At 37.9% G+C, this 16,891-nt stretch carries 20 protein-coding genes; 18 read left to right on the top strand and 2 right to left on the bottom strand.

Annotated elements, in window-relative coordinates; translation table 11 throughout:
• The first annotated feature begins 182 nt into the window (after positions 1-182).
• The 16 genes from BK575_RS13490 to BK575_RS13420 all read left to right on the top strand — a co-directional run bounded on the left by BK575_RS13490 (position 183) and on the right by BK575_RS13420 (position 13,146).
• On the top strand, positions 183-755 hold the full coding sequence (locus BK575_RS13490) for a TlpA family protein disulfide reductase (protein ID WP_078410833.1): 573 nt from the start codon (positions 183-185) through the stop codon (positions 753-755).
• 307 nt (positions 756-1,062) lie between these two features.
• Positions 1,063-1,197: an FbpB family small basic protein gene (locus BK575_RS13485; RefSeq protein ID WP_078410832.1), complete on the top strand. Its 135-nt coding sequence runs from the start codon at positions 1,063-1,065 to the stop codon at positions 1,195-1,197.
• A gap of 292 nt (positions 1,198-1,489) precedes the next feature.
• Positions 1,490-2,728 carry an ATP-grasp domain-containing protein gene (locus tag BK575_RS13480; protein ID WP_078410831.1) on the top strand — a complete coding sequence of 413 codons (1,239 nt, stop codon included), beginning with the start codon at positions 1,490-1,492 and terminating at the stop codon, positions 2,726-2,728.
• Between the two features lie 20 nt (positions 2,729-2,748).
• Positions 2,749-3,771 carry a YheC/YheD family endospore coat-associated protein gene (locus tag BK575_RS13475; protein WP_139368034.1) on the top strand — a complete coding sequence of 341 codons (1,023 nt, stop codon included), beginning with the start codon at positions 2,749-2,751 and terminating at the stop codon, positions 3,769-3,771.
• Between the two features lie 144 nt (positions 3,772-3,915).
• On the top strand, positions 3,916-4,059 hold the full coding sequence (locus BK575_RS13470; protein WP_028397559.1) for an acid-soluble spore protein N: 144 nt from the start codon (positions 3,916-3,918) through the stop codon (positions 4,057-4,059).
• A 463-nt stretch (positions 4,060-4,522) separates the two neighbouring features.
• Entirely contained in the window at positions 4,523-4,774 is a 252-nt protein-coding gene (gene tlp / locus BK575_RS13465; protein WP_078410830.1) for a small acid-soluble spore protein Tlp, read from the top strand.
• 440 nt (positions 4,775-5,214) lie between these two features.
• A complete protein-coding gene (wrbA, locus tag BK575_RS13460; RefSeq protein ID WP_078410829.1) occupies positions 5,215-5,829 on the top strand; it encodes an NAD(P)H:quinone oxidoreductase in 615 nt (204 codons plus the stop codon).
• 130 nt (positions 5,830-5,959) lie between these two features.
• Positions 5,960-6,898 carry a ring-cleaving dioxygenase gene (locus tag BK575_RS13455; protein WP_078410828.1) on the top strand — a complete coding sequence of 313 codons (939 nt, stop codon included), beginning with the start codon at positions 5,960-5,962 and terminating at the stop codon, positions 6,896-6,898.
• Between the two features lie 27 nt (positions 6,899-6,925).
• A complete protein-coding gene (locus BK575_RS13450) occupies positions 6,926-7,537 on the top strand; it encodes a flavin reductase family protein (RefSeq protein ID WP_078414778.1) in 612 nt (203 codons plus the stop codon).
• A gap of 65 nt (positions 7,538-7,602) precedes the next feature.
• Positions 7,603-7,731 (top strand): hypothetical protein, encoded by a 129-nt coding sequence (locus BK575_RS29375; RefSeq protein WP_268877728.1) that lies wholly within the window; start codon positions 7,603-7,605, stop codon positions 7,729-7,731.
• 437 nt (positions 7,732-8,168) lie between these two features.
• A complete protein-coding gene (locus tag BK575_RS13440; RefSeq protein ID WP_078414777.1) occupies positions 8,169-8,630 on the top strand; it encodes a CBO0543 family protein in 462 nt (153 codons plus the stop codon).
• 147 nt (positions 8,631-8,777) lie between these two features.
• Positions 8,778-10,277: a spore germination protein gene (locus BK575_RS13435; RefSeq protein ID WP_078414776.1), complete on the top strand. Its 1,500-nt coding sequence runs from the start codon at positions 8,778-8,780 to the stop codon at positions 10,275-10,277.
• 36 nt (positions 10,278-10,313) lie between these two features.
• The gene (locus BK575_RS28625) at positions 10,314-10,856 is read left to right on the top strand and encodes a Ger(x)C family spore germination protein (RefSeq protein WP_169907797.1); all 543 of its coding nucleotides are present in this window, start codon (positions 10,314-10,316) and stop codon (positions 10,854-10,856) included.
• Positions 10,802-11,389 (top strand): Ger(x)C family spore germination C-terminal domain-containing protein, encoded by a 588-nt coding sequence (locus BK575_RS28620; RefSeq protein ID WP_268877727.1) that lies wholly within the window; start codon positions 10,802-10,804, stop codon positions 11,387-11,389. Before BK575_RS28625 ends, BK575_RS28620 begins: the two co-directional genes overlap by 55 nt.
• Positions 11,390-11,407: 18 nt before the next feature.
• Positions 11,408-12,499: a GerAB/ArcD/ProY family transporter gene (locus BK575_RS13425; RefSeq protein WP_078410825.1), complete on the top strand. Its 1,092-nt coding sequence runs from the start codon at positions 11,408-11,410 to the stop codon at positions 12,497-12,499.
• A gap of 215 nt (positions 12,500-12,714) precedes the next feature.
• A complete protein-coding gene (locus BK575_RS13420; RefSeq protein WP_078410824.1) occupies positions 12,715-13,146 on the top strand; it encodes an acyl-CoA thioesterase in 432 nt (143 codons plus the stop codon).
• A 204-nt stretch (positions 13,147-13,350) separates the two neighbouring features.
• Here the strand turns inward: BK575_RS13420 and BK575_RS13415 are convergent, their stop codons facing one another.
• Positions 13,351-13,641 (bottom strand): HesB/YadR/YfhF family protein, encoded by a 291-nt coding sequence (locus BK575_RS13415; protein WP_078410823.1) that lies wholly within the window; start codon positions 13,639-13,641, stop codon positions 13,351-13,353.
• Between the two features lie 1,066 nt (positions 13,642-14,707).
• On the opposite strand from BK575_RS13415, the gene BK575_RS13410 reads away from it, so the two are divergent.
• A complete protein-coding gene (locus BK575_RS13410; protein WP_078410822.1) occupies positions 14,708-15,553 on the top strand; it encodes an N-acetylmuramoyl-L-alanine amidase family protein in 846 nt (281 codons plus the stop codon).
• Between the two features lie 47 nt (positions 15,554-15,600).
• Here the strand turns inward: BK575_RS13410 and plsY are convergent, their stop codons facing one another.
• Complete coding sequence (gene plsY / locus BK575_RS13405) at positions 15,601-16,179, bottom strand: glycerol-3-phosphate 1-O-acyltransferase PlsY (RefSeq protein ID WP_078410821.1); 579 nt, start codon at positions 16,177-16,179, stop codon at positions 15,601-15,603.
• Between the two features lie 292 nt (positions 16,180-16,471).
• Between plsY and BK575_RS13400 the strand changes: the two genes are divergently transcribed.
• Entirely contained in the window at positions 16,472-16,885 is a 414-nt protein-coding gene (locus tag BK575_RS13400) for a CoA-binding protein (protein ID WP_078410820.1), read from the top strand.
• The last annotated feature ends 6 nt before the right edge of the window (positions 16,886-16,891 follow it).

Raw genomic sequence — 16,891 nt, 5'->3', positions numbered from 1 at the left:
AAACAGAGAAAAGAGAGGGGATAACCAGGGGAACGGCAAAAATTAAATAGATGTTTAACAAATTTTCTTCAATTGTCTTCTTTTATCTCTTTTTCGTTGGAAATTTAGTATAATTTTAGTGTATCCCGGAATGTTAATACATATTATTTATAGATTTTGCCTAAAAGAAGGAGAGAATTGCAATGATGAAAAAACTTCTAGCGGCAGTATTGCTCCTTGGCCTTATCGGTTATGCCCTTTGGCAGGCACTGCTCCCTAAAGAAGCAGCGGTAGAGGATGAGCTGGAAAGTTACGTAAACGGCTCGGTTGATGTACAAGAAATGCCGGTTGCAGGAATCGATAAAGGACAAGAAGCCCCTCATTTTACTTTACCTTCAATTGATGGGGCAAATACATCATTGAGGGACTTTCGAGGAAAAAAAGTCATATTGAATTTTTGGGCGACATGGTGTCCCCCATGTAAAGCCGAAATGCCCGAAATGCAAAAATTCCATGAACAATATGGAAACGATGTTGTGATCGTCGCCGTTAATCTTACGAGCACAGAGGCCAACCCGAACCAGGTTCAAACCTTTTTAAAAGAGGGAGGATTTACATTTCCTGTCTTACTGGATAAGGAGGATGTAGTCGGAACAAAACAATACGGAGTACTGACGATTCCGACTTCTTATTTTATTGACGAAAAAGGGATCATTGTAGAGCGGATTAATGGACCGATGAATTTTGCTCAGATGGAAAGTTTTGCGAAAAAGTAAATAGAAAGAAAAAAGCTGTTGAAGAGGATGTATCAAAAGGGTGAACAGCAACCCTTTTAACACATCCTCTTGAAAGGCCCCGTCATGAAAATCCAGTAAAATCAAGGATTTAGTGACGGGGTCTTTCAATAGACGGCTATTTTACGAGTGATTAGGGGTTTGTGTGCCCCACATTGCTTCTTCTTTTATCTTTTTTCGAAAAATCTGAAAAAATAGGATTATTCTTTTACGATTTTGGGAAAGATGATATACAAGACAGAAATGTGGGAAAATTCTTTTATTAAAATAAATAGAAAAGAGGCCAAGCATGAGAAAAATGAGAAAACGCACGTTTGCGGAATTAGTAATGGAAAATAAAAAACAATTATTAAAAGACCAGGCAGCACTTGATAAAATTGAAGAGCGCTTAGAGACCCGGATGATGATTGAAAAAGCAGAATAATAATAAACCTTACCAGATCATAGGCTGACAATTCCTTGAATGAAATGCCTAAAAATGAGCCAGACCCTATAAATCTTTAGAGGGACTGGCTCATTTGCTTGATGTTAACCATAATTTAAAGTGATAAGTTGAAAACAATTAGAGGTGATTTATGCTAGAAAATGATGCGGTTGAATTCTTCTTCATATAATCTTGGGCGAAGAAGAATGATGATTATATGATTCAATACAATCGCTTCGTTTACATTCATGTCATTTATTTAAACTAACAGGCAACAGGAGTTGGCGACATCGTGCAGACAATCGTGTTTATTGAGACAAATAAATCAGGTTCCAGCAGAGAAGCAATCAAAGCAGCAGAGCGTCTCGGCTATTTAACGATACTTTTGACAAATAAAAAAAATTTTTTGCAACAGCGAAGTGAATTTCCCGATATACATCAGATATATTATGTGAGCCAAATCAATGTCCGGTATTTAAGACAAAAAATCGCTTTTCTTGAACGCCAAGGCAAAGATATCATCGCCGTATTAAGTTTCATTGATCCCTTTGTTCAAGTTGCGGCACGATTATCAAGAGAGTTTTGTGAGACGGATTTCGATGTAACAGCCATTTCTAAAATGGAAGATAAGATAGAAACACGAAAAGTATTGCAAAGACAATCAATTTCCCCTTTTTATGCCGTTCTAAATCCAGCCAGCCTTGATCAAGAAAGCGCTAAATTGCGCCATTTCATTACTAAATATACCCAATTCTTGCCGCTGATTGTGAAATCCCCCGTATCAACCGGATCTAAGGATGTATTATATGCTGGAAACCGGTACCAGCTGAAAACATCTATTCAGACTCTTTTAAATAAATACCCCAATCAACCCATTTTAATTGAAGAATATTTGCGTGGTCCGCAATATTTGTTAGAAGTTTTGGTGCAAAATGGTGAAGCCCATGTTGTAGCAGTGATTGAACAGAAAATTTCCAAACAAGACCGATTTATCGTGACTGGTTATGGACTCTTAGCTGAAGTTGAAGAGGAAATGAAAAACAGTCTCTATCAAGTTGCGACTACGATTGTAAAGGCTTTTAACATCAAAAATGGTGCATGTCATTTAGAACTAAAGTTTGTAAATGGGGAATGGAAGTTAATCGAAATCAATCCGCGAATTTCTGGAGGCGTGATGAACCGCCTGATTGAAGTCGGATTTGGCATCAACCTTGTTCAAGAAACCATTAAATTGTATACAGGTCAAAAGGCTTCGCTTCGTAAAGTTCACCAAAAATTTGCGTATGCTCACTATATCACGTTGAATTCAAAAGGAAGATTGAACAAAGTAACAGGTAGACGTCAAGCGTTGCGTCATGAAGGGGTGGAAGAAGTATACATTAAACCCCGAAAAGGTATGAAGCTAACTCCGCCTTTGTCAATGGGACACCGTTATGGATATGTATTATCCTCAGCTGACACACTGGAAAAAGCAAAAACAATTGCTGAAAATGCTGCAAAAGAAATTCAATTTCACTTGGATCCGCTTTAGAGTGTATGGGGGGATGAATATTGGTAACCGTAGGGATGTTGTCTCACCGAAATAATCCCGAAACTGTATTTAAATCTTATGCATACGCAGCCGCAGCTAAAATGGAAGGTGTAAATTTTTATTTTTTTTCACCCGGACGAGTCAATTTCAAGAATCGAACGATTCGGGGCTGGGTTTATGAAAACGGACAGTGGTTAGAAAAAAGCATGCCATTTCCTGATGTCATTTACAATGCGAGTCCTCCAATGACGGAAAAGCAGGAAAAGATCATAGATAAATTAAGTGCCGCTATACCATTTACGAGTCATCCAATTGGCAATAAAATATACGTCCATCAAAAGATTAAACGAGCCAAAACTTTTGCTCAGTACTTGATTCCTTCTATGGAAATCTCAAAAGTTGAAGATGTGTTTGAATTCCTTAATAGTCATCAAGACATTGTCATGAAACCACTCAACGGTCACAAAGGAGAAGATATTCTTTTTGTTCAAAAAAAATCCGAAACATTTATTGTACGGAAAGACGAGCGACAGATCATGAATGCCCCAGAATTAAAGGATTTGATTGAGCGGTTAATAAAAGATGAGGGGTATCTTATTCAAGCCTATATTCCATCGAAAACGAGAGCAGGTTTTTCTTATAATTTACGACTGCACGTTCAAAAAGATGGAGCGGGAGAATGGAATTTGACCACGATTTTTCCTTGTATAACTCTTCAAGGGATTGTCGCCAATTTAAACAGTGATGGCTATACTATCATGTTTGATGATTTCTTAAAACAGGAATTTGGGGACGACGCTTATAATGTAAAAAGGTATTTAGAGCAGTTCGCCATCCATTTTTCCGAGCATTTTGACGGATTATATGATGAACCCCTTGATGAATTAGGAATTGACGTCGGGTTGGATTCAAACCAAAAAATTTGGATTTTTGAAGTGAATTGGAGACCGGGGACTCCACCGACTTTTTCTTTGGAACTAGATGTGGCAAAGCAGATGATTCGCTATGCTCGCTATTTGGCTGAAACAGCCAGCAGACAATAGAAGGGCTGGCGTTATTTTTAAAAACAACTGCGGCTAATGGTTCGACAAATTTTAGAGAAAGAAACGTATTTTTAAAGCAGAATAAACTGCCAACATAACAAGCATGAAAAACGGTTAAAGTATAGGTGAGGAGGCGAGCAGACAATGAGTAATCCAAAAGGAAGCCGCAAACATTTCGTTCCAAATCACCTTGGTACACAACCGCAAGCAGCTGGCGGAAACAAAGGAAAGCAAATGCAAGATAAATCCGGTCACTACCCGCAAGTCATTCAAACAAAAGGGGAATAGCTTGCTTTATCAGGACCCGTCACGAGAATTCAGAAAAATTAAGGATTCAGTAGCGGGTCCTTTTAGTAAAAAAATAATTTTTCACTCTATTTATAACCTATGGGATATCATTTATTTCTTTTAATATAGTTTACATAATATAATTATGATATATAATATGGGATCCGCTTAATCACTTGGTATTTTTTTATCATACGTTAACGATTTCACCGAAGGGGGACTTGGATAGGATTGACGCATAAGTCCCTTAGATCCTTAACAATTGATTTTTTATGAAAGGCCCCGTCAAGAAATCTCTGGCTTTACTGGATTTTGGTGACGGGGGGCCTTTCATGCGAATGACCTGAAGGGCAGAAAAGCCCTTCAGGTCATTCGCATATATTAATTATTACCATCAATATTCTTATCGCCCTTTCACATACTACTGATGTAGCAACATTACAATGCACAGGAGGAATGTACAATGGCATGGAGCCGTCCGAAACCAGACGATCGCAGTGATAATGTAGAAAAACTGCAGTCAATGGTTCAAAATACTATTGAAAATATTGAAGAAGCTGAGGAAAGCTTAGCGTTTGCTGAATCGGAAGAGCAACGTCAGCAAATTAAAGAAAAAAATCATCGCCGTGAAGAAAGCATCCAAGCGATGAGAAGTGAAATTCAAGATGAAGCGGCAGCCCGTGAAAGCGGATATGCAGAAGACGGGCAAAAATAAGAATAAACAATCAAACCAGAGATATTTTCTCTGGTTTGATTGTTTATTCAGGCAGTGGATTTTCTAAAAATAGAGGTTGACGATTTGGAAACATTCTTTTTATAATTATCTCGAATTAAAAATATATTAAATAAATATATATTGCTTCAAACGATGATTATACGTAAGTTTAAATCCAATTTCAGGCTTCATGTTAATAAATCATTGAAAAAACAATATTCTACGGTATTAATAAATAAGAATCATGAGTGGTGTAACAAATGAGATTTTTAAACAAACTCATTGGAAATTTAACTGAAAAGGAGATGAAAATGTAAAAACAGCTATATTTTTCTAATGAATAAGCATCTTTGATTCGTTTATGTCCCTACTGCGTTTAAAAAAGGAGAGGAGTGGAACATTAAAAAGGTAAAAAACTGTATGAAAAGGGAGTGGATGATATGACAAATATTAACCTTGCTGTAATCTATTATAGTTCTACTGGAACGAACTATCAGCTGGCACAATGGGCAGAAGCAGGAGCAAAAGAAGCGGGTGCTGAGGTAAAAGTATTGAGAGTGCCAGAAACGGCTCCGCAAGCAGCAATCGATTCAAATCCGGCATGGAAAGCTCATGCAATCGAGGCAGCATGCATTCCAGAAGTGACCCTTGCTGATTTAGAATGGGCAGATGCAATTATTTTCAGTATTCCAACTCGTTTTGGGAATGTGCCTGGTCAAGTGAAACAATTCTTAGACACAACTGGCGGTCTTTGGTTCCATGGAAAGCTTGCGAATAAAGTTGTCAGTGCAATGACTTCCGCGCAAAACCCTCACGGCGGGCAAGAGCAAACTATTTTATCGCTATATACAACCATGCATCACTGGGGGGCAATCGTAGCATCTCCTGGTTATACGGATCCAGTAATCTTTGGAGCTGGTGGAAATCCATACGGTACAAGTGTTACAGTTGACCAAGATGGAAAGATGAAAGAAGATGTGAAGGAAGCCGTCAAACATCAAGCTCGCCGCACAGCTGAAGTAGCCAAGTGGGTGAAGGCTGGATTAACGCAATAAGGCTTCATTAGGTAATAGGAGAGTAAAAGGATGGATCAGACATAGTTTTTTCTTAATAGAGGGAGCTATGTCTTAAAAAAACATGTTATTTATCTTGAAATCAAGATAAAGAAGAAGGGAGATTATTCAGATGACTAAAAAATCAATGGGAATTCACCACATTACTGCTATCGTGGGACATCCACAAGAAAATGTGGACTTTTATGCGGGAGTATTAGGGCTTCGATTGGTAAAACAGACGGTTAATTTTGATGATCCGGGGACGTATCACCTTTATTTCGGAGACGAAGGAGGGAATCCGGGCACGATTATGACGTTCTTCCCCTGGCCAGATGCTTATCAAGGCCGGATTGGTGACGGACAAGTGGGGGTGACTTCCTTTGTGGTGCCAAAAGGGGCGATGGAGTTCTGGAAACAGAGATTAGAGAAATTCAAAGTTTCCTATACCGAACTAGAGCGATTTGGGGAACAGTATCTAGAATTTGACGATCCTCACGGGCTCCATTTAGAAATTGTGGAGCGTGAAGAAGGGAAAAAAAGCCAGTGGAATTTTGGTGGTGTGACATCTGATGTAGCCATTAAAGGGTTCGGAGGAGCGACTTTATTATCGGTTAAACCCGAAGGCACAGCTGAGTTATTACAGCATGTAATGGGCCTTGAACAAATTGGACAAGAAGGAGACTTCCTTCGCTTTCGTTCCACCGACGATATCGGAAACATCGTTGATCTAAAATTATCGCCAATCGGAAGGGGATCGATGGGAGTCGGGACCGTTCATCATATTGCCTGGCGTGCGAAGGATAACCAGGACCAGTTAGAGTGGAGAGAACACGTCGAGAAGCATGGATATAGGGTGACTTCGGTAAAGGAAAGACAGTATTTTAAAGCCATTTACTTTAAGGAGCATGGCGAAATACTGTTTGAGATTGCAACAGATCCACCAGGTTTTGCCCATGATGAATCGGAGGCAACCATGGGTGGGAAACTGATGCTGCCGGAATGGTATGAGCCGAAACGAGATCAAATCGAGAAAGTATTATTACCTATCGAAGTGAGAAAATTAGATTAAAAAAGAGGACAAATGGGAGGAACCGCCGTGCTTTCAATCGATCCGTTATCTTTAGCTGAAAGAGAGAATTATAAATTTTTAATTGGCAGCATCATTCCAAGGCCAATTGCCTTTATCACCTCTCTATCAGAAAATGGGGTGTTAAACGGAGCACCGTTTAGCTACTTCAATATTGTATCATCCAATCCCCCATTAATCTCTGTTTCCATCCAAAGAAAAGATGGAAACAGAAAAGATACATCAAGAAATATCATCTTGGGCCGTGAATTTGTGGTCCATATTGTAGACGAAACAAATGTAAAAAAAGTTAATGTAACGGCCTGCAATTTGCCATCGAATGAAAGTGAGATACAACTGGCGGGCTTAACGCCTGTGGAGAGTGTAAAAGTTTCCGTTCCAGGTATTCAAGAAGCGAAAATTCGAATGGAATGCGTCCTGGAGCATTACGTGGAATTAGGTGATAAAGCAGAGACGCCCGGGTGCGAACTAATTATAGGCAGAGTTGTCCAGTATCATATTGAAGAGAGCCTATATAACAAAGGAAGAATCCATCAAGAAAAGCTCGGAGCAGTTAGCCGATTAGCCGGCAATAACTATGCAAAGATAGGCGAAGTTTTTACAATCGAAAGGCCAAATTAAAGAAAGTAAGGTTGGATTTAATGAACGAAGGTCAAAGAAACAACTAGTAGGATGCTATTGCCGTTTTGAAGTTTACCATGAATGATTTAATTACCTTTTCAGAATGGAAAATTTTCATCTTTGTTGTATCAAATGGTATGAAGGGAGCTAATGATATGAAAAGAACGGCAGGAATTCATCACATTACGATTTAAATCGTTAGCCCCAATTGGCAATATCATTGATATTAAATTGAGCGCAACTGTCCGAGGCTTAATGGGGACTGGTACGGTTCATCACATCGCTTGGAGAGCAAAAGATGAGGTTGACCATGAAGAATGGAGAAGTGAGATTCAAAAAAAGGGTATCACCCAACGGAAATTCTAGATCGAAACTATTTGAAGGCTATGTATTTTTATGAAGAGAGCGGGATTTTCTTTGAAATTGCAACGGATCCTCCGAGCTTCACTCATGATGAATCGAAAGCCGAATTGGGAAGTCATTTAATGTTGCCTTCTTGGTTGGAACCGCAGCGAGAGGAATTGGAAAAGACATTGCCCCAGTGGAAGCCCGTGTGTTGGAGGGAGATCGATCATGAAACATAGTTTTCATAGTGATTGCAAATAATAAAAAAAAGATAAGGGTGTTGAAAATGGAAAAAGTAATGTTAAAGGGACTATTTGCTTTATGTGTTGGCTTATTCCCTTTTATAATGAAGAAACCAAAATTAAAAGAGATGCTTATCGTGTTTTTTTCAAAAGGTATCTTAGCTACTCTTATTGATGCATACGTCGTAAATACGAAAAGAGTTGAGTATCCAGTTCGTCCTTTCCCTAAAATCTTCAAAACAAACATTCTTTATGATATGTTGTTTTTTCCACTCTTGAGTGTTGTATGGGTTAAGCAATCGTATAACGATAATATCAAAAAAATTTTACTGAAAAGTCTAACTTGGAGTGTACCAATGAGCATTTTCCAATGGTACTTTGAAGGGAATAGCAAATTGTTTAAATGGAAAAGGTGGTCTATTCTTCATACTTTTGGAAGTATAAACTTCACTCTATTTACCATTAGAGCCTTAGCAGGTTTGATAAAAAGAGTAGATGATTATTAAAAAATGAAGGAATTAATAGATGATTATACTTGCTCAATGAAACAACTAATTGAAAAGTGTATTTGTTTACATATAAGCAAATACTACTTTAAAGAGTAGGATAAAGCAGCAAAGGATTTGTGGGGGATAAAAATGGTAAGAGGTTTAATGAGCAATGTCTTGAAAAGAAAAGAAAAAAAAGAAGAAAAGAAAAGCTTGCTTCAAATTCTTGAAACGGCAAGAAAATCAAGTGACTTTAACCAGTTTTCACCTTCGGAAAATCGAGATTTTATATTGATCAGTTACTATCGAACATTGATAGACGCAGAAAAATTGCAGCAAATTTTGTTGCCCTGTATCCAAAGCAATCTTCAAAAGATACAAGACTTAAAAGAACTGATACATCTTATTCCTTTAGAAGATATTTTGATCACAGATAACAGTGAAGAAATTGAGCTGAAGTTGAATCAAGGATTTGTAGTAGTGCAGCTTAAACAAACGGATGAGGTTTGTGCATTAATTAATATTGAAAATGCGAATTTAGGATTTAGGGAAAGCAATGACACCGAGAATGAATTTAGTGTAGTAGGACCTAAACTAGGGTTCGTTGAAAATATTGACATTAACATACACTTGTTAAGAAGACAAATAGTGGCATCAGATCTCATATTCGAAGAAATAACTGTTGGTTCCATGTCAAAGACAAAAGTGGTTATTAGTTATTTAAATGGTGTGACCAATCCTCAACATGTGAATACAGTCAGAGAAAGGTTGAAAAAAATCGATTTCGACGTGGTGTTTGACAGCTCCCAAATCGATCAAATTATTACAGACCATTCTAATACGCCATTTCCATTATTCCTATCAACTGAAAGGATTGACCGTGTTACATATGCAATGGTTAACGGACAAGTTGCCATCATGAGTAACGGATCACCGTATGTTATCACAGGGCCGTCTACTCTGATGGATTTTTTTGTTTCTCCGGAGGATTATTACTTGCCATGGGTAATAGGTTCTTTTTTTCGAATTATACGAATAGTTGGTGTTATTTTTTCCCTGTTCTCCACACCCATTTATGTCGCTGTTTTGACCTATCATTACGAAGTCATCCCGAAAGATTTGCTTGGGCCTATTATCAATTCAAGGGCAAATGTTCCCTTTCCTCCTGTATTGGAAGTAATCTTTTTGGAAATCACGATTGAACTATTAAGGGAAGCGGGAGCCAGGCTGCCAACAAAAATAGGCCAAACATTAGGAATTGTCGGAGGAATTGTTATTGGCCAGGCTTCTGTTGAAGCGGCGCTTACAAGTAATATTTTATTGATTATAGTCTCTCTATCAGCTTTAGCATCGTTTACAACCCCTATTTTCAAAATGTCAAATACCATTCGGTTATTAAGGTTTCCCTTCATCCTGAGTGCATCTATTTGGGGAGGGTTTGGAATCATTATTAGTTTTGTGCTTCTACTAGGTCATCTTATGAGGTTAAAATCTCTTGGGACTCCGTACATGGTTCCTTTATATCCATTTAGGAAATCGGATTATGCGGACAGCTTTATTCGTTCATCTTATAAGCACACAACAAAAAGATTAGAGTATTTAAAGCCAAAGCTATTAAAAAGATATAATGCCGGGGATGACCTCGATGATATTAATGCGGAGTGATGGTTAATAATTACTAAAAAAAACGGAGATGCTGACATGAAAAAAATCATTTGTTTAGTCATCATTACTAGCGTTTTAAGTGGATGTCTTCGAATGAAGGTAGTGGATCAGTTGAACATTCTTAAAGTCATTGCTTTTGATAAGAAAGAGGATAAATTCGAGGGAATGGCACTTTACCCGCAATACACACTGAGTGAAAACCAAAATAAAGCCGGTTTTCTAAAAGCAGAAGCTTCTACTGCAGGCCTCGTTCTTAGTAAAATGAATCAACAAGCAGGCTTACCTGTTGAAATAGGAAAACTAAGAATGTTAGTGTTCGGGGAGGATTTAGCTAAAGCAGGGGTTTCTGAGTTCGTACGAACCATATGCAGAGATCCGCTGATAGGGAGCAATATGCAAATAGCTTTTGTGGAAAATTCAGCAGAAGAATTATTGAAATTGTCAAAAAAAGAAGGGGCGTTATTTTTATCGGATTTAGTGGAACAAAATATAAAAAAAAAAACTTGCCTCTTACCAACCTTCAAGTGTTTTTATTTGACTACTATGGAGAAGGAAGAGATCCCTTTGTCCCTTATTTAAAAGTGAATAAGGAGAATGCAGTAACACTTGATGGAATTGGCATTCTAAAAGGGGATAAATTGAAATTACATTTGAATGATAAAGAAACTTTTTCTTTCAAGCTGCTATCTGGCCATCACATGAATGGAGATATTGAGTTCCTCTTTGAAAAAGAAGGTAAAAAAGGGCATGTCGTCTTAGCTCATTTATATGGTGATACCAATATGCATGCCAGTAATTTAGAATCGATTCCTCAAGTGACTATCAACTTAACGATGAATGCAGTTATCAAGGATTATCCCAGCTGGCTAGATTTAAAAGACGATTCGGAAATAAGGATAGTATCCAAACAATTAGAAAAAAAGGTGGAGCAAGAAGTTGATCAACTTTTAAAAAAGCTACAGGATCATGAAGTAGATCCAGTAGGAATCGGGGACTTTATCAGAGGAAAACAGCGTGATTGGAATGAAGAGGAGTTTTATAAAACATATCCATATATTAAGTTCAGGGTAGAAACAAAGTTGAATCTTTTACAATCAGGTATTGGCGAATAAGTTGAAATGGTGAGATAAATGATTAATCAAAAAATAAAAGAAAACTCCCTTGTAACCCCATTTTTTATGTTCTTTCTGATCCATTCTTCACAGACCGGGATAGGGATCTTAAATTACCAAAGAAAGCTGATCGAAGGAGCAGGCCACGATGCTTGGCAATCGATTTTATTGACAGGACTAAGTATGCATCTTGTGATAGGGATGATGTATTCTGTCTTAAAGCATTCAGAAGAAGGAGATTTGATTTCCATCAATAAAAGTCTCTTTGGAAAGTTGATAGGTCATACCCTATCATTGTTTTTTGTAGGATACCTAGCTCTTTCAGCCACTACCGTTATCAGAACTTACATAGAAATTTTGCAGGTCTGGGTTTTTCCTATGATCCATACATGGGAGCTTACATTGCTGATGTTGGTGGTTATATATTACATTGTATCAGGCGGGTTCAGGATAGTGACGGGAATAAGTTTTTGGGGTGTATTAATTCCGTCATTCTTACTATTGACCGTTGTTATTCCATTGAAGTATGCCCATTGGAATAACTTGCTGCCTCTTTTCAATCATGATGTATTTGAGCTGTTAGAGTCAGCAAAAGCTTCCACGCTTATTTATATTGGGTTTGAATCATTATTTCTATATTATCCATTTGTTAAAAATGCTGATAAATCAGCCAGATGGGCCCACTTGGCTATTCTTTATACAACGATTTTATATTTGCTTATAACCATTATTTCCTTAGTATATTTTAGCCAGGGGCAATTAAAACACGCTGTTTGGGCTACCTTGGTTCTGACAAAAATTTATCAAATGCCTTTTATCGAGAGATTTGAGTATATCTTTATTTTTACTTGGTGTTTTGTCATATTGCCGCCTATCTGTATTTCTATCTGGGGATTTACAAGGGGTATCAAAAGAATATTCAATATCAAACCGAAAACGTCCTTAATTTTTGTGATCATACTGATATTTTGTATTTCCTTGATGATCAATAACCGCATTGAAGTAGATACTTTAGGAAACATTACATCTACTATCGGGTTCTATATTATATACATTTATGTCACGATACTATATATAGCGACAAAAATAAAAGGTCGTTTTGCCAAATAGGTATTTGTTCTTTTAGGTTTTGGAACAAAGACTACTATCTAGAAACATAGAGGGCCAATTTACTTTAAATTGCTAACCTTCATTCTTAACGCAATGGAACCTTCAACGAAGGCTTTATTGCATATGATTGGATGAAAGGGGAAAAACAGACCAAAATATGTTAAGATAACGAATGGTACATACTTTATTTTGAAAAGAAGTGCAGGGGGAGTAAGATGTTTATCAGCAAAAAGGAAATTGATGTGCGCTACGCCGAGACCGATCAAATGGGAGTCGTTTATCATGCCAATTATTTAGTCTGGATGGAGGTAGGGCGTACAAGCCTTATTCAAGATTTGGGTTTCAATTATGCGAAAATGGAAGAAGATGGAATTTTATCGCCAGTGACGGATGTACAAGTGTCCTATAAAAAACCGCTTCGCTACGGCGATACTGCCGTGGTCCATACGTGGGTCGAGTTATATGACGGTTTACGGGTCGTGTATGGGTATGAAATTTTAACAAAGGATGGAGAAGTGGCTGTGAGTGCTACCTCATCGCATGTTTGTGTCAAAAAAGAAAATTTTCGTCCCATTTCTATTCGAAAACGTTATCCAGATTGGCATGAAGCGTACGAAAGCGCAAAAAAGAAGCAAGAGAATGAATAAAAAGAAGGATAGTTCAAACGGGGAAAAAGAACCCCTTTTGAACCATCCTCCTGAAAGGCCCCTTCATGAAAATCCAGTAAAACCAAAGGATTACCTGAAGGGGCCTTTCAGTAAAAATCAGTTTTTGTGTTTTATTAGAGGCTTATGGGGCAGCCTCTTCATGAAAAGCCTGTTAACGAAAAAACATGGCTCGCTCCGCTTTTCTTATTTCGTCACGGAAAATTCGGGTTCGCCTTTTGTTGCATCAAAGGTTACAACGAGATCATTGTCTTCGAAATACCATAAATCCTGGTCTTCTATATAAAAGGTAATTCCTTCTATTTCACTTTGAGCGCCGATTAACACAGGCTGTTGTTTGGCGACACCAAGAGAAAACCCTCTTTGTACGGTACTGCATCCGCCGTAACGCACAAAAAATTTCACCATATCTCCTCTGTTGATTTCTAATTCTTCCTTGTACCATTGAAGGGCTTCATTTGATACTGTAATATTCATGGCTTACATCTCCCTTTTCTAAAACATCTACTCTCATTATAAAGAAAACTTTTTTTGAAAGCTATAATCTTACTTGCATAAACATAATAGAGAAAAGGAATAAGAGTAGTATTTGTCGAATTATGACCGTCAAAACCGGTTTGTTTCCTAAGCTTGCTGTTACTTTTTGGATAATAAGTCTCCTTGATTCGGTTTATCAATATCATCGTTTACAAAAAGGGGAAGAAGAACTTGACGAATCTTTTCATTTATAGACGATTCTAACTCAATGATCGGCTATGTAAAGGAGAAAAGAGGGAAGCGCGAATATTTATACATAATATTCGTATTTACCTCTTGAAAATGTAAGCGTTTTCTTTTATACTTAATATTAGGTTGGATGGCATAAGTGGCTATCGTGGTATATAGCGTAGGCGGGGCTTGTACCAAGAGCGGGACATAAAAGGCAATGGAAACTTTCACTGTATAAGATCATTTTTTATGCACCCGGTCGGTTTCTCAATAAGTCAAAAAGAGCAATTTGGCATCTATGTTTATAAAGTTTTGTCAATTCCATACATGGCAAAAATGGTTCAAAACCTTTATCTGATAAGGTTTTGAACCATTTTTGCATTTAAGGTAATTTTCCCCTTTTTTATTTGGATTTAAGAGCGGGTTCTCAATCTCGTCATCATATTCTAACTAAACTATGTTCTAAATGATAAACAAATAAAATTACAGTTCACCAGGAAAATAATTGAACAAGTTAAAATAATAGCTTACCTTAACAAAAAGGCGAACTAAAGGGTTCGTCTTTTTCGATTTATTCAAATTTTTCCAGCCAATGGTAAACTTTACGTTTTGAAGTTTTATTCAACATCTACAAGTTTTTCATACTTTGTGTTTTTTAAGGGAAATGTAACGGGCTTCGACAATTCGCCATATTTTATAGTAAATATCAAGTTATATGAATGTGAGATTGATTATGAACTATGTAAATAAAGAATTCAATCCCCCTTGTATTATCGTATTTTCTATATAAATTAATGAGAGTTCCCATCTGACGAAAAAGGAGGTGAATGAAATCATGAGCAAACTCATTGCTTTAGATGACGGACATGGAATCAATACTCCCGGCAAGCGTACACCTTCATTTCCTGACGGAAGCGTGATGAAAGAAAATGAATTCAATCGCCGTGTAGTCGCCCTTTTGGACATTGAGCTAAAAAGGTGTGGTTTTCGAACTCTACTCGTAGCTCCGACAGATGAAGATACACCGCTTGGAACACGTGTACAAAAAGCGAATAACGCCAAAGCTGATTTTTATTTATCTGTACATGCCAACGCATCGGGCAGTACATGGAGCAATGCGGAAGGAATTGAGACGTATGCAGGCACAAGTGATGGCTCAAAACGGGCAGCTCATATTCTTCACCGCTACTTAATCCAAGGTACGAATTTAAAAGATCGAGGGGTAAAAGATGGATCCTGGCTGTATATCGTCAAGCGCACAACTATGCCGACTGTGTTAGTGGAATGTGGGTTTATGAACAACAGAAGGGAAGCTGAGCTTTTAAGAAGTGATGCATACCGTAAAGAGTGTGCGGTGGAATTAGCAAAGGGGCTATGTGAGTACTTTTCAGTTCCTTATGTGCCGGGGGTTTCAAGTCCGTCCTTTGCAGATAATGATAAACTATATCGATTAAAAACGGGATCGTTTTCTTCACTAGAGGAATATTTGAAAGGAAAGAAACTGTTACAAGACCAGTATAATTGGGTCTTATATGATTCGTTCGACCGGGCATTCAATCCGACCGATTTTCGAATCGTTACAGGCAGCTTTAAAGGAATAGCAACCGTTACACGATTAAAGCAGGAGTTAACACAAAAATTCGGCTGGACCATTTATATTGAAGAAGTAAATGATGCGTAAAGTTTGATAAGAAAAAAGCACCGAATGCATAAGGCATTCGGTGTTTTTTACAGCCATTTAATTTTTGGTTCTGTTTTGTTCATAATACGCTGAATATTAGCACGGTGACGCCAAATTACAAAACCGGCAAGGAAACCCACGACAATAATAAGCGGAAGATCTCCTTTAAAGAGAGCGAACGTAAAAGCAAAAATTCCGGTTAGGATAGAAGAAAGGGACACGTATTTTGATAAATATAAACAGATAAAAAAGCAGGCAAGCATCGCGACAAAAAGAAGCGGGCTGTAAAATAGTAAAACGCCGCCGGAAGTTGCGACCGCTTTTCCGCCTTTGAATTTTGCAAACAACGGATACACATGTCCAATTACCGCGAACATCCCAACAAATAAAGGATGCAAATCGCTGCCAAACCAAAACGGCAGGGAAGCGGCAAGCGTTCCTTTCAGAATATCGGCGATCGTCACGATTAACCCGGCTTTCACGCCCAGTGTACGAAACGTATTTGTACCGCCGAGATTACCGCTCCCATGTTCGCGAATATCGGTGCCATATCCTATTTTCCCGACAATCAGGCCAAACGGAATAGATCCGAGTATATATGCAATAATTGGTAAGATAAATGCCATATGTATATCTCCTTTTCTTCACTTGTCTTAATTATTTTACCATGAGTCTTTTAAAACTCCATCCCTTATTCATTCGCATTTTTCTATCGAAATTCCTTTTTAATAGACATAGTGGATTTTAACAGGAACTTGTTCAAGCGACAACCGTTCCTCAATAAAAAGTCAATTTTTCATGAGCGGGCTTGTTTCATTATATGTGCTGCCTTGAAAGAAAATAGCTATGAAAAGCAGGAATTTGGGTATACATACAGAAAGTAGTACCAAATTTATTTAAATGAAGGAGAGATTGCCCATGAATATAGAAATCCCATCTCGTCAAGAACTTGGAGAAATCTTAAAGAAAAGTAAGCGCATCGCGGTGGTAGGCTTATCAGACAATCCGGCGAAAACGTCTTATATGGTGTCAAAAGCCATGCAGGATGCCGGCTACGAAATTATACCGGTGAATCCGAATGCCGAGGAAATACTGGGAGCCAAAGCGGTCAAATCATTGAAAGAAATCGACGGTCATGTTGATATCGTGAATGTTTTCCGCCGCTCGGAGCATTTACTTGAAGTAGCGGAAGAATTTTTAGAAATTGATGCAGATGTATATTGGGCACAGCTTGGACTTGCCAATGAAGAGGCCTACCGGTTGTTGAAAGAAAAAGGATATACAGTCGTGATGGATCGATGCATTAAAGTCGAGCATGCCTTAACTAGATGACCTTTT

It is taken from the genome of Priestia abyssalis (assembly GCF_002019595.1).
GTDB classification, from domain to species: Bacteria; Bacillota; Bacilli; order Bacillales; family Bacillaceae_H; genus Bacillus_BA; species Bacillus_BA abyssalis.
This window is presented reverse-complemented; position numbering and strand designations above follow the sequence as displayed.

Coding starts and splice junctions, on each gene's coding strand:
- BK575_RS13490 (WP_078410833.1), top strand. CDS start 183: ATGATGAAAAAACTTCTAGCGGCAGTATTGCTCCTTGGCCTTATCGGT.
- BK575_RS13485 (WP_078410832.1), top strand. CDS start 1,063: ATGAGAAAAATGAGAAAACGCACGTTTGCGGAATTAGTAATGGAAAAT.
- BK575_RS13470 (WP_028397559.1), top strand. CDS start 3,916: ATGAGTAATCCAAAAGGAAGCCGCAAACATTTCGTTCCAAATCACCTT.
- tlp (WP_078410830.1), top strand. CDS start 4,523: ATGGCATGGAGCCGTCCGAAACCAGACGATCGCAGTGATAATGTAGAA.
- wrbA (WP_078410829.1), top strand. CDS start 5,215: ATGACAAATATTAACCTTGCTGTAATCTATTATAGTTCTACTGGAACG.
- BK575_RS13455 (WP_078410828.1), top strand. CDS start 5,960: ATGACTAAAAAATCAATGGGAATTCACCACATTACTGCTATCGTGGGA.
- BK575_RS13440 (WP_078414777.1), top strand. CDS start 8,169: ATGGAAAAAGTAATGTTAAAGGGACTATTTGCTTTATGTGTTGGCTTA.
- BK575_RS13435 (WP_078414776.1), top strand. CDS start 8,778: ATGAGCAATGTCTTGAAAAGAAAAGAAAAAAAAGAAGAAAAGAAAAGC.
- BK575_RS28625 (WP_169907797.1), top strand. CDS start 10,314: ATGAAAAAAATCATTTGTTTAGTCATCATTACTAGCGTTTTAAGTGGA.
- BK575_RS13425 (WP_078410825.1), top strand. CDS start 11,408: ATGATTAATCAAAAAATAAAAGAAAACTCCCTTGTAACCCCATTTTTT.
- BK575_RS13420 (WP_078410824.1), top strand. CDS start 12,715: ATGTTTATCAGCAAAAAGGAAATTGATGTGCGCTACGCCGAGACCGAT.
- BK575_RS13415 (WP_078410823.1), bottom strand. CDS start 13,641: ATGAATATTACAGTATCAAATGAAGCCCTTCAATGGTACAAGGAAGAA.
- BK575_RS13410 (WP_078410822.1), top strand. CDS start 14,708: ATGAGCAAACTCATTGCTTTAGATGACGGACATGGAATCAATACTCCC.
- plsY (WP_078410821.1), bottom strand. CDS start 16,179: ATGGCATTTATCTTACCAATTATTGCATATATACTCGGATCTATTCCG.
- BK575_RS13400 (WP_078410820.1), top strand. CDS start 16,472: ATGAATATAGAAATCCCATCTCGTCAAGAACTTGGAGAAATCTTAAAG.